This is a genomic window from Rhizobium rhizoryzae, assembly GCF_011046895.1.
In the GTDB taxonomy this organism is placed as follows: domain Bacteria; phylum Pseudomonadota; class Alphaproteobacteria; order Rhizobiales; family Rhizobiaceae; genus Neorhizobium; species Neorhizobium rhizoryzae.
Genome location: NZ_CP049250.1, coordinates 638,619 through 650,911 on the forward strand (window position 1 = coordinate 638,619; position 12,293 = coordinate 650,911).

Sequence of the window (12,293 nt, forward strand, 5' to 3'; positions counted from 1 at the left end):
ACCGGCGTTGATTACGCCTTATCGGCGGTTGCCTCGGCAGCGGCGGATGCTTCAACCTTCGGGCCACCTTTTGCAACACCGACCATGGCGGGACGAAGAACGCGCTCGCCAATGACGTAACCCGCCTGGACGACCTGCACGACCGTGTTGTTGGGAACAGCAGGATTCGGAACCTCAAACATGGCCTGATGGAAATTCGGATCGAATTTCTGACCTTCGGCATCGATCTTGCGTACACCGTGGCGCTCAAGTGCCGATAGCATTGCGCGCTCTGTCATATCGACGCCTTCGATCAAGGCCTTGAGGCCAGCATCACCCGCTTCTCGCGTTTCGGCAGGGATTGAGTCGAGCGCCCGTCGCAGATTGTCAGACACGGCCAGCATGTCACGCGCGAAGGCGGTTACGGCGTAGGACTTGGCGTCCTTCACATCGCGCTCTGTGCGGCGGCGAAGATTGTCCATCTCTGCTGCGAGGCGCAGGAAACGGTCGCGGATCTCGTTATTCTCCGCCCGAAGCGCTTCCAACGGGTCTGGCTGCTGCTCACCAGGAGCTTCCGAACCATTTTCCGCAAAGGCTGAAGCAGCGGCAGCAGCAGCAGCGTCCTGATTCTCTTCCGCGTCAGGTCCGGGTTTCTTCGTCTCGTCGGTCATGACGTACTCCATCAAAGGTTTGTCTGAAAGTGAGCCCGATATCGAGGTTCGAGCCTGAAAAATCAAGGCTTCTGCACATATCGGGACGGATTTACTGCGCGCGGGGGTTTCGGCTGAGCCGTGTCAGCAGTTGCGCCGTGTAATCCACCATTGGCACGATGCGCGAATAGTTCAGCCGGGTCGGGCCAATCACGCCGACAGCACCAACGATGCGATCCTCTTCGTCGCGGTAGGGAGCAACCACCAGCGAGGAACCGGAGAGGGAGAAAAGCTTGTTTTCCGAGCCGATGAAGATGCGGACACCGGGACCGCTTTCTGCCAGATCCAGGATCTCCAGAAGACTGTCCTTCTTCTCGAGATCATCAAAAAGCATACGGAGGCGATCCAGATCCTCTGCGCCGGCAAGGCCCTCCAGAAGATTGGCGCGGCCACGCACGATGAGGCGCGAGGGCTTTCCTTCCTCGTTGTCACCTGCCCAGACAGCAAGACCTCTTTCCACCAGATCGCGGGACAAAGTATCGAGTTCCGTCTGGACGCGCTGCTTCAGGGTTCGAAGCTGACCGCGCAGTTCCGGTAGGGTCTGGCCGCTCAGATGTGCGTTAAGAAAATTGGCAGCTTCCGTCAACTGCGATGACGTCACACCGGCAGGCAGATCGATGATACGATTTTCAACCTGGTTATGATCACCCACCAGAATGGCCAGCGCCTTTGTCGGTTCAAGCCGGATGAACTCGACATGTTTCAACACAGGGTCGCTTTTCGCCGTGATCACAATGCCTGCGCCGCGGGAAACACCGGACAGCATCAGAGATGCTTCCGTCATCAGATTTTCCATCGGCTGATCACGGTCACTCGCACGGATCTGGCGCTCGATGCTGGCGCGATCTTCCACGGAAAGATCGCCGACCTGCATGAAGGCATCAACGAAGAAGCGAAGGCCGATCTGCGTCGGCAAGCGACCAGCACTGATGTGTGGCGCGTAGATAAGCCCCAGTTCCTCGAGGTCGCTCATCACGTTGCGGACGGAGGCCGGAGAGAGGGAGATTGGCAAAAGGCGCGCGAGATTGCGCGAGCCGAGCGGCTCGCCCGTTTCCAGATAGCTTTCGACGATACGCCGGAAGATCTCGCGCGATCGCTCGTCAAGCACCGATGTGGTGTCCCTGCCCCGCGTTGGCTGAAGATCCATCTGTCGCATTTCACCTGGCTATTGACTATCCTGCAGCGAATATAATGCGGATCCAGCGTTCGCCAAAGAGTTTTTGACAGCCATTGACCGCAACAATGCTAATCTTCCATGGGTTTTCCTTTGCAAAGCCTCGTCCGGGGTTCTAAGAGGCGTCTTAAGAACTTCAGGAGAGAACGATGCGGCCCTCAGGCAGAAAAACCGACCAGATGCGCAAGGTCAGCTTTGAACGCAATGTGTCCAAGCATGCCGAAGGCTCATGCCTCGTGAAGTTTGGCGATACGCATGTTCTGTGCACCGCAAGCCTTGAAGAAAAGACACCACCGTGGCTTCGTAACTCCGGCAAGGGCTGGGTAACGGCTGAATATGGAATGCTGCCCCGTGCCACCGGCGACCGCATGAAACGTGAGGCGGCCGCCGGAAAGCAGGGTGGACGTACCCAGGAAATCCAGCGGCTGATCGGCCGCTCTCTGCGGGCCGTGATCGATCTGGAAGCGCTCGGCGAAAAGCAGATCACGGTGGATTGCGATGTCATCCAAGCTGATGGCGGCACCCGCACCGCAGCCATCACCGGCGGCTGGATTGCGCTGCACGACTGCCTGAAGTGGATGGAGGCTCGCAACATGATCAAGCTGGAGCGCGTCCTCAAGGACCACGTTGCAGCGATCTCCTGCGGCATCTTCGCGGGACAATCGGTCATCGACCTGGACTATCTTGAGGATTCGGCTGCCGAGACCGATGCGAACTTCGTCATGACCGGTTCCGGTGGAATTGTGGAGGTGCAAGGCACAGCTGAAGGCAAGCCGTTTACGCGCGACGAACTGCTGGGTCTGCTCGATCTGGCCGCTGCGGGCACTGCCGAACTGGTTGCGCTTCAGAAGCAGGCCATTGCCTGAGCGAGGTCAGACCGATGCGTAAACTCGACACCCGCACCATTGTCGTTGCCAGCCACAATGCCGGAAAGATCCGCGAGATTGCGGATCTGATCGGCCCTTTCGGCTTTGCCGCAAAGTCTGCAGCCGAGCTTAATTTCATCGAGCCGGATGAAACCGGAACAACGTTTGAAGAAAATGCGACGATCAAGGCTTTGGCCTCTGCCAAGGCTTCCGGACTGCCTGCTCTGTCTGACGACTCCGGTCTGGTGATCGACGCTCTGGACGGAGCGCCGGGCGTGTATACCGCCAACTGGGCGGAGACAGCCGATGGAACGCGCGATTTCGCCATGGCCATGCGCAAGGTGGAGGATGCGCTGCAGGAGCGTGGTGCCACAACCGCGCAACAGCGTACCGCCCGGTTCGTCAGCGTTTTGTGCCTTGCATGGCCGGACGGACATACAGAACTCTTCCGTGGCGAAGTGGAAGGCGTGATTGCGCCTGCTCCACGCGGCACGCAGGGCTTTGGCTACGATCCGATCTTTCAGCCTTCCGGCTATTCCACCACCTTCGGCGAAATGAGCGCAGAAGAGAAACACGGCTGGAAGCCCGGTGATGCGCAGGCCCTGTCGCACCGCGCCCGCGCCTTCAAGATTTTTGTCGAAACCTGCCTGGACGTATAAGCCTTTGCTGACCGACGCCCCTCTCCTGCCTGATACCGGCGAACCGGGCTTTGGTCTTTATGTCCATTGGCCGTTCTGCGCAGCCAAATGCCCTTATTGCGACTTCAACAGCCATGTGCGTCACACGCCTGTTGATCAGCAGCGGTTTACACAAGCATTCCTGAAGGAAATGGACACGATGCGAAGCCTGACAGGCCCGCGAACCGTGACCAGCATTTTTCTGGGGGGCGGCACGCCCTCGTTGATGGATCCCGCCACCGTTGAAGCCATTCTGGATGGCATCGCTGCCCGCTGGCATACGCCAGCCGGCATAGAAGTAACAATGGAGGCCAATCCATCGAGCGTGGAGGCGGAGCGTTTCCGCGGCTACCGTTCGGCGGGTGTCAATCGTGTGTCTCTCGGCGTGCAGGCGCTCAATGATCGCGACCTGAAGTTCCTCGGGCGCCTGCACGATGTGGCGGATGCGCTGAAAGCCATACGTCTGGCGCGCGAGATTTTTCCGCGCATGAGCTTCGACCTCATCTATGCACGGCCGAACCAGACTGTCGAGGAATGGGAAAGAGAGCTCAACGAGGCCGTATCCTACGCCGTGGATCACCTTTCCCTCTATCAACTGACCATTGAAGAGGGCACTGCCTTCTATGGGCTGCACAAGGCTGGCAAACTGATCGTACCGGATGGCGATCAATCTGCGGCACTCTATGAGGCAACGCAATCCATCACCGAAGGCTTCGGTATGCCTGCCTATGAGGTTTCAAACCACGCAAAGCCAGGTGCCGAGAGCCGACACAACCTGACCTATTGGCGCTATGGCGATTATGCCGGGATTGGTCCAGGCGCGCATGGGCGCATCAGCCGCGACCGCACAAAGATCGCGACCGCGACCGAACGGATGCCCGAACGCTGGCTTGAGCAGGTGGAAGCCAATGGTCATGGCATGGTGGAGCACGAGATCCTCGAGCGCGAGGAACAGGCCGACGAACTTCTGCTGATGGGCTTGCGCCTTCGCGAGGGCGTGGACCTTGCCCGCTGGCAGCAATTGTCCGGTCGCTTCCCAAATCCGGCGCGCGAGCAGTTTTTACTGGAACACGGGTTTATAGAGCGCCTTGGAAATTCCAGGCTACGGTGCACGCCAGCCGGGATGCTGATCCTCGACGCGGTGGTGGCGGATCTGGCTTGCTGAAACAGCAAACCATTCACTGACAGGAGGATCACATGCCCGTCGATGATCAGTTTGCGCGTAGTGACATGGCCGCCCTTTATGATCATTTCAACGCTCATGGCAAAGATCGGGCCTATTATCTCTCCCTCGCCTCTTCACCCTGCCGCATTCTGGATATTGGCTGCGGTACGGGGCTCTTGACCCTGCCGCTTGCCGCCGATGGTCATCAGGTAACAGGTGTCGATCCCGCCCCCGGCATGCTTTCCATTGCCAAGGCGAAGGATAGCGAGGCGCGGGTGCAATGGGTGCAGGCTGCCGCAGCAGAATTCGATCTCCGGGAGCGCTTCCAACTCGCGATCATGACAGCGCATGTCTTTCAGGTGTTTTTGACTGATGACGATACGCTGAAGGCGCTCAGGAACATCGCTCGACATCTTGAGCCAGATGCAAGGCTTGTTTTTGAAAGCCGCAATCCATCTCGATGTGAATGGGAAACCTGGACGCAGGAAAAGACAAAAACGCGCCGACATATCCTGGGGCAAGGCACTGTGGAAGTCTTCTACCAGTACCGCGACGTCCAGGGCGATCAGGTAACCTTCGACGCGGTCTACACCATGGCAGACGGCGACCGATTGGTGAGCAGCAGTACGCTGCGCTTTCCTTCCCTCGATACCATCACAGATCTGCTTGCTCAGGCTGGATTTTCGATCACGCAGGTCTATGGATGGTGGGACAAGACGCCCTTCGATCCGAACTCGAGCTCCGAAATCATCGTTCACGCGCGGCGGATCTAAACGACCTGTTCGCCGCCATCGGCTTTCCGCGCAAAAACATGGAGCCAGGGCGTTGGCAGGCCATCATAGCCGCCACCCTGTTGCGCTAGGATCTCCAGCGAAGACCAGCCGCGACCATAGTTCAAGCGCAGCCAATCCTGATCAGGATAGTTGTAGTAGCGCCCAAGCCCATCAAAGCCCTCTCCCCGACCAGCCTTGTAGCTGGCGTAGAAGATACCGTTCGGCTTCAGTGCACGCTGGATACGCTGGAGGATATCAGCCAGGTCATGCCGCGGGACATGGAGAAGGCAGGCATTCGCCCAGACGCCATCATAGCTATCGAGCGCGCTGATCTGAGCGAAAGGGAGGACAGCAACGGGAATTCCGAGACGAGCCGAGGCCTGCTCCGCCATCTCGGCAATCCCATCGGTTGGGTGAACCTCAAAACCTTTCGATAGCATCCAGGCGCTATCGCGGCCGCTGCCGCAACCAAGCTCGAGCACCCGCGCATCTTGCGCCAGGAGAGCGCTGAAGCGCGTCAGATGTTCCGAAACAGAATAATCACCTGTGTCTGCGGCATAGCTTGCCGCACGACGACTGTAGAAGGATCGGGTGGCATCAGCATCACAACCCATGCCACCGCGTTTCATCAGGCGTTGTTTTCGTTGATCAGACGCTTGAGCAGTTCGACCTCGTGGCTGAGCTTGGTATCACCAGAAATCAGCTCCTCGATCTTGCGCACAGCGTGGAGAACGGTCGTATGATCGCGCCCGCCAAAGCGGCGACCGATTTCCGGGAATGACCGTGGCGTCAGCGTTTTCGACAGATACATGGCGATCTGGCGCGGTTTGACGATGACACGCGTACGGCGGTTCGACACAAGCTCCTGGCGCGAGACGTTGTAGTGGCGCGCTACGATCCGCTGAATGTCCTCAATGCGAACCCGCTTGGCCTCGCCCGCACCGACGAGATGCGCCAGAAGCTCATCGACACGCCCGATGGATAGCTCCGGTTCAAACGAGCGCCGGAAGATCAACTGGTTGAACGCACCTTCAAGTTCACGGCCCGAATTGGCAACATTGCGCGCGACGTGGCTGAGGATCTCGTCCGGGATATCGAGCGCCTGATCATCTTGACGAGCCATTTCCAGACGGCGCTTCAGCATCTCAAAGCGCATTTCATAGTCCGGCGTTTCCATCTCGATGGCAACGCCACCCTGGAGGCGCGAACGGACGCGAGGATCAAGCGATTCCAGCTCCCACGGTGCACGGTCAGCGGCGACAACCACCTGCTTTGCGCTGTCCAGAAGCATGTTCAGAAGGTGACAGAACTCGTTCTGGATCATCTTGCCCTGCAGGAACTGCATGTCATCGATGATGAGAAGGTCGATGTTGCGCAGCGACTCCTTCAGGGTCAGCGCGTCGTTGTCGCGAATGGCCGTTGCAAAACGCCACATGAAATATTCAGCAGTCAGATAGACGACACGCGGCATACGCGATGAGCCGACCGCCGCATTGGCAATGGCCTGCAGCAGATGCGTCTTGCCAAGGCCCACACCGGAATGGATGAACAGCGGATTGAACCGTACGGCACTTGCACCGGCTTCCGCAATCGTGCGGGCAGCGGCCAGTGCCACCCGGTTCGACGGACCCTCGACGAAGGTGTCGAAGGTGTAACGGCTGTCGAGCGGCGAGCCAAACAGCGGGCTCGCAGAAGCGGTGCGAGCAGATGGCGCTGCAGCCTGTTGTGCTGGCTGGGACTGCGTCGGAAAGGCCGCGATCTGGCCGATTTCGCGCGGACCGCTGGAACGGCGCTGCGGTGCTGCAACGGCAGTTTCCGGCGCTGCTGCACGCTCTTCGCCTGACGGACGAACTGCACGGCTGGCTGTGCGCACCAGGATCTCAACCTTCAGGATCTCAGAATCCTCGGCCTGGAAGATCGAGGTAATAAGATCCAGATAGCGGTTATTGATCCAGGATTTGAGAAAGGTCGTCGGCACGCTGAGACGAACGACGCTCTTGGAGATGGAGTGCAGTTTCAGGCGACCAAACCAGCTTGCATACACGTCAGGGCCGACCTGCGCCTTCAAACGGGCACTGAACCGTTCGAACAGAGCATCATGCTTCATTTCAGATTTTTCCCCTGCCGCCTGGGACTGAACGCTTTCGAACGCCTCGGACACCTGGTTGCCACTCTCCAAAGTCCGGGTCGATACGGTGTTCATATGCATTCCTTGCCGCCTTCTCATGTGTTTCCTGCCGGAAGGTGCCAAAGCCACCCGCCAGGACAAATTCTTGTTCGGCCTCTGCATTCGGTTCTCCTCGCCAGAACCGGCAACATCCGCCTTGGTTGCATTTGCCGCGCGACCCCTCGCACGACGCCGGCTATCCGGCTGCTGGCGCGCCCCCGTGCGCCCCAGGAAGCCCGATCTCACCCTCGTCGATGAAACCAGACCCACACTTCTATCCGAATGCAACGCCCCATTCGGCACGAACGATAGACCGCGGAGCCCATGAGGCACCGATGAATACGCTCAAACTTTTTGAAGAACCGAACTGCAGTCGCGGTCCGGACAAGAGACGAAAATCTGGAGACCTCGGTCAAGCCGAATTCTCTGCGTCGATTTTCTGGAGGGTTCCCCGTGCCTCTTGCTGGGACCCATTAAGGCAGGATCATGGGGGGGAATCAACGACGAATTTTACATAAAATTAAGCCAGGCGCGTTGACTCAGAGCGCCTAATTTGACTCGGAGAAGAGGCTTTCGGGGAGAATCTCAAACGAATCAATGGGATTCGAAAATGACATAGAGACAGATGGCGAGAAAGGGCAAAAAAATAAAAAATCGCTTGACTCACAGACTCTCGAATTTCCCCGACCGACTGCGACAGCCTTGACAGGATCCTCCGATAAATAATTGAAAATAAACAATTATTTCTGTCACTAAGGTGTCATGCAGCTCTTTACCGCCCTATGACCCAAGTTCTTACAGGTCAGAATCACGAAAAGCCCGGTCGATGACCGGGCTTCAAAAATGACAACCGTTTGTGACGGTAATTAGGCGGAGATTGCCTTCACGCGAGCCGCCAGACGCGACACCTTGCGGGAGGCCGTGTTGCGGTGAACAACACCCTTCGTGGCAGCGCGCTGGATTTCCGGCTGTGCTGCGCGGAGAGCTTCTGCTGCTGCTGCTGCATCGCCCGAAGCGATGGCTTCTTCAACCTTACGGATGAAGGTACGAACGCGCGAACGACGCGCCTTGTTGATGTCTGTGCGGCGTGCGATCTTGCGGGTCGCCTTCTTCGCCGAAGTGGTATTGGCCATCTCTGCCTCTCTTCGAATTCGAACCAAAACTCCGCCGTCGCCGCGCCGGGTCTACCTGACCTGTCATCCAGCAATTTGGGAGCAATAGAGGAAGCCGTCGAAGGCTTTCCCAACTGTGGGCGGTCTAATAGCTGGAATGCAGCCCGCCGTCAACGCGCAATTTCGCAGGAATTTTTGCGAAAAGCACGCAAACCTCGAGTCTTGCGAGTCACTTCTGGCACGTTGCGCAGAAGAAGGTTGAACGGCCGGACTGTACGACGCGTTCAATCGTTCCGCTGCAACCCTCTCGCCGACAGGGCTGTCCTTCCTGATCGTAGACCGCAAAACTATGCTGGAAGTAGCCCAGGGAGCCGTCCGTCTGAATATGGTCTCGCAGGCTAGACCCTCCCGCCGCGATGGCATCGGCAATCACGTCGCGAATGGATTGCGTCAGCAGTTGCAGAGGTGGCCGGGCCTTGCCCGTCACGGTCACGAGCGTCGCGCCTCTTCGCAGAGGCGAAAGCGCGGCACGCCAGAGCGCCTCACAGACATAGATATTGCCGAGGCCCGCAATGACGGTCTGATCGAGCAATAGGCTTTTCAAGGGTTGTGAACGCCCTTCGAACCTTTTCGCAAGCAGATCCGCATCCAGGAGATTCCCGGTCGGCTCTGGCCCCATTCCGGCAAAGGCCGGATAGAGATCAAGTTCAGCTCGCGGCCACAGATGCATGAAGCCGAAGCGGCGCGGATCGTTATAGATGACACGACATGCCGTATCGCCACTGTCGAGGTGAAAGACGACATGATCATGCTTGCCATCCTTGGATCGCGCGTGATGAAACTCACCCGGAAGATCGCTCGAGCCGCCTTGTTCGATGCGGAAGGAACCCGACATCCCCAGATGGGCTATAATGGTCATGCCATCGTCGAGATCTATCAGCAGATATTTGGCCCGACGCCCAAGCCCGACAATCCGCCGACCGGACACGCGGGCGGAAAAATCCTCCGGAAAGGGGAAGCGTAGATCAGCGCGGCGGGTTTCGAGCGCAAGCACCGTCATGTTTTCCATCACCGGCGCCAATCCGCGGCGCACCGTTTCCACCTCTGGCAATTCGGGCATGCGTACCTTACTTCCTGTTTCAACGGTGCTGCCCTTGCTCTATAGACCAGCGCCAAAGTGCCGCAAGCGGCCTCAACAGAGATAGTATAGCCGATCCAACTTCGCTATGGTCCGGCCAAGTTTGAAACGGAGATGAACAACCATGGCTGAGAACCGTGTCACGGCAGACGGCGGAATGGAAACCTCCTACGGTTTTCGCAGCGTTGCGGAAGGCGAAAAACAGGGGCTGGTGAACGAGGTTTTTCACAAGGTCGCAAAACGCTACGACATCATGAACGATGTCATGTCGGCCGGCATGCATCGTGTCTGGAAGAATGCGATGGTGGCCGCGCTCAACCCGCGCAAGGATCCATCCTACAAGATTCTGGATGTCGCAGGCGGCACCGGAGACATTGCCTTCCGCATCGTGGAGGCCTCCAACCGTCTCGCCCATGCCACCGTTCTGGACATCAACGGCTCAATGCTGGAAGTCGGCGCAGAACGCGCTGCCAGCCGCAAGCTTTCCAACAATCTGACGTTTGTCGAGGCCAATGCGGAAGAACTTCCCTTCGAGAGTAACAGCTTCGACGCGTATACGATCGCCTTCGGTATTCGCAACGTTCCGCGCATCGACGTGGCGCTGAGCGAGGCCTATCGCGTGCTGAAGCGGGGCGGCCGTCTCCTGGTGCTGGAGTTCTCCGAGGTCGAGATGCCTCTGCTCGACCGCTTTTATGACGAGTGGTCTTTCAGGGCTATTCCCCAGTTCGGCAAGATGATCACGGGCGATGCGGAACCTTACCAGTATCTGGTGGAATCGATCCGCAAGTTTCCCAATCAGGAGGACTTTGCCCGGATGATCCGGACTGCTGGCTTCTCCCGCGTGACCTACACCAATTATACGGGCGGCATTGCAGCTCTTCACTCTGGCTGGAAACTGTAATCGCATGAAGTTGGCAAGGATTGCTGCGGGGACCGGAGCATGAGCACGATCGGCGCTTATTTCCGGCTTGCGCGCGTGGGCTGGGTTCTCGTGCGGGAAGGCGTGGTGGCGGCACTCCCGACCCAGGGTCTGCCACCGGTTGTCGGACTGGTGAAGTCGCTCGCGCAGATTTTCACACGGCCGAACTCCATCCAAGAAAGCCGCAGCGTTCGATTGACACGAGCCGTCGACAGGCTCGGTCCGTCCTACGTCAAGATCGGCCAGTTTCTCGCAACCCGCCCTGATGTGGTGGGCGTCGACTGGGCGCTTGATCTTTCCATGCTCCAGGACCGCATGGCCTTCTTTCCGACCGCGACGGCAAAGAGCGCCATCGAAGCCTCGCTTGGCAGACCGGTGACCGAACTTTATACGCGTTTCGAGGAGCCACTTGCTGCAGCCTCCATCGCACAGGTTCATCCAGCGCGTGTTGCCTATGCCGAGGGTGAGCGCAAGGTGGCGGTGAAGGTGGTGCGTCCTGGTGTGCGCCAGCGCTTCGCCCACGACATCGAAAGCATGTACCTGATCTCCCGGATGCAAGAGCGCTTCCTGCCATCCACACGGCGTCTGAAGCCGGTGGAAGTGACGCGGACGCTGGAGCAGACGACGAAACTGGAAATGGATTTGCGGCTGGAGGCGGCGGCCCTTTCCGAAATCGGCGAAAATACAAAGAACGATCCGGGCTTCCGGGTACCGCAGGTCGACTGGGAGCGGACCGGGCGCGACGTCATCACCATGGAATGGATCGATGGCGTCAAGATGTCGAACATCGACGGTCTGCGAGAGGCGGGCCATGATCTGGAGAAGTTGGCTGAAACGCTGATTCAGTCGTTCCTGCGCCACACGCTGCGCGACGGCTTCTTCCATGCCGACATGCATCCCGGCAACCTGTTCGTCGATCCTGCAGGCACGATTGTCGCCGTCGACATGGGCATTGTCGGGCGTCTCGGCAAAAAGGAGCGCCGTTTCCTGGCGGAGATCCTCTATGGCTTCATCACGCGCGACTATATGCGGGTGGCGGAAGTGCATTTCGAAGCTGGCTATGTGCCGTCCCATCATGATGTCGCGAGCTTTGCACAGGCCATCCGCGCCATTGGCGAGCCCATTCACGGCCAGCCTGCGGAAACGATTTCCATGGCCCGCCTTCTGGCCCTTCTGTTCGAGGTAACCGATCTCTTCGAAATGCAGACACGGCCCGAATTGATCCTGCTTCAGAAGACCATGGTGGTTGTCGAAGGCGTGTCGCGTATGCTGGATCCGCGTTTCAACATGTGGCGTGCAGCAGAACCTGTTGTGGGAGACTGGATCCGCGACAATCTGGGTCCAAAGCGGGTGGTCACGGATCTGAAGGACGGACTGAAAGCCGCGATGAAGCTTGCGGAAGCAGCGCCCGAGATCGCTGCCAAGACCGAGAAGTTTCATCAGCAATTGCTGCATATGACGGAACATGGCGTGCGCTTCGACGACCAGACAGCAGAAGCGATCGGCAAATCCGAGGCAAAGCACAGCCGATGGGGACGGATTGCGCTCTGGGTCATTGCTGCCTCACTGATCTATATCGCCGTTCAACTGAGCTGAACCGCCCTCTTCTCTCG

Annotated in this window: 12 protein-coding genes; 6 read left to right on the forward strand and 6 right to left on the reverse strand. The window is 58.4% G+C overall.

Annotated elements, in window-relative coordinates:
* Positions 1 to 11: 11 nt before the first annotated feature.
* A complete protein-coding gene (grpE, locus tag G6N80_RS09255; RefSeq protein ID WP_062555175.1) occupies positions 12 to 650 on the reverse strand; it encodes a nucleotide exchange factor GrpE in 639 nt (212 codons plus the stop codon).
* 91 nt (positions 651 to 741) lie between these two features.
* Positions 742 to 1,836, reverse strand: a complete 1,095-nt coding sequence (gene hrcA / locus G6N80_RS09260) for a heat-inducible transcriptional repressor HrcA (protein WP_062555174.1) — start codon at positions 1,834 to 1,836, stop codon at positions 742 to 744.
* A 176-nt stretch (positions 1,837 to 2,012) separates the two neighbouring features.
* Between hrcA and rph the strand changes: the two genes are divergently transcribed.
* From rph to G6N80_RS09280, 4 genes are read left to right on the forward strand one after another with little or no spacing between them, the layout of a single operon-like run.
* Positions 2,013 to 2,729, forward strand: coding sequence for a ribonuclease PH (rph, locus tag G6N80_RS09265; protein WP_062555173.1), 717 nt, complete (start codon positions 2,013 to 2,015; stop codon positions 2,727 to 2,729).
* A 14-nt stretch (positions 2,730 to 2,743) separates the two neighbouring features.
* Entirely contained in the window at positions 2,744 to 3,388 is a 645-nt protein-coding gene (gene rdgB / locus G6N80_RS09270) for an RdgB/HAM1 family non-canonical purine NTP pyrophosphatase (protein ID WP_165133228.1), read from the forward strand.
* Between the two features lie 4 nt (positions 3,389 to 3,392).
* Positions 3,393 to 4,571 (forward strand): radical SAM family heme chaperone HemW, encoded by a 1,179-nt coding sequence (gene hemW, locus G6N80_RS09275; RefSeq protein ID WP_246251468.1) that lies wholly within the window; start codon positions 3,393 to 3,395, stop codon positions 4,569 to 4,571.
* Between the two features lie 32 nt (positions 4,572 to 4,603).
* On the forward strand, positions 4,604 to 5,344 hold the full coding sequence (locus tag G6N80_RS09280; protein ID WP_062555170.1) for a class I SAM-dependent methyltransferase: 741 nt from the start codon (positions 4,604 to 4,606) through the stop codon (positions 5,342 to 5,344).
* On the opposite strand, the gene G6N80_RS09285 is transcribed toward G6N80_RS09280, so the two are convergent.
* The 4 genes from G6N80_RS09285 to mutM form a co-directional block, all read right to left on the reverse strand.
* The gene (locus tag G6N80_RS09285; protein ID WP_244484756.1) at positions 5,341 to 5,973 is read right to left on the reverse strand and encodes a class I SAM-dependent methyltransferase; all 633 of its coding nucleotides are present in this window, start codon (positions 5,971 to 5,973) and stop codon (positions 5,341 to 5,343) included. The genes G6N80_RS09280 and G6N80_RS09285 overlap by 4 nt on opposite strands.
* The gene (gene dnaA / locus G6N80_RS09290) at positions 5,973 to 7,553 is read right to left on the reverse strand and encodes a chromosomal replication initiator protein DnaA (RefSeq protein WP_062555169.1); all 1,581 of its coding nucleotides are present in this window, start codon (positions 7,551 to 7,553) and stop codon (positions 5,973 to 5,975) included. The genes G6N80_RS09285 and dnaA overlap by 1 nt, the downstream gene beginning before the upstream one ends.
* A gap of 824 nt (positions 7,554 to 8,377) precedes the next feature.
* Positions 8,378 to 8,644 (reverse strand): 30S ribosomal protein S20, encoded by a 267-nt coding sequence (gene rpsT / locus G6N80_RS09295; RefSeq protein ID WP_062555168.1) that lies wholly within the window; start codon positions 8,642 to 8,644, stop codon positions 8,378 to 8,380.
* A 208-nt stretch (positions 8,645 to 8,852) separates the two neighbouring features.
* On the reverse strand, positions 8,853 to 9,743 hold the full coding sequence (gene mutM, locus G6N80_RS09300) for a bifunctional DNA-formamidopyrimidine glycosylase/DNA-(apurinic or apyrimidinic site) lyase (protein WP_062555167.1): 891 nt from the start codon (positions 9,741 to 9,743) through the stop codon (positions 8,853 to 8,855).
* 142 nt (positions 9,744 to 9,885) lie between these two features.
* Here mutM and ubiE point away from each other — a divergent pair, with 142 nt between their 5' ends.
* Both ubiE and ubiB read left to right on the forward strand, forming a co-directional pair.
* Complete coding sequence (ubiE, locus tag G6N80_RS09305; RefSeq protein WP_165133234.1) at positions 9,886 to 10,662, forward strand: bifunctional demethylmenaquinone methyltransferase/2-methoxy-6-polyprenyl-1,4-benzoquinol methylase UbiE; 777 nt, start codon at positions 9,886 to 9,888, stop codon at positions 10,660 to 10,662.
* A gap of 39 nt (positions 10,663 to 10,701) precedes the next feature.
* Entirely contained in the window at positions 10,702 to 12,276 is a 1,575-nt protein-coding gene (gene ubiB / locus G6N80_RS09310; RefSeq protein ID WP_165133237.1) for a 2-polyprenylphenol 6-hydroxylase, read from the forward strand.
* The last annotated feature ends 17 nt before the right edge of the window (positions 12,277 to 12,293 follow it).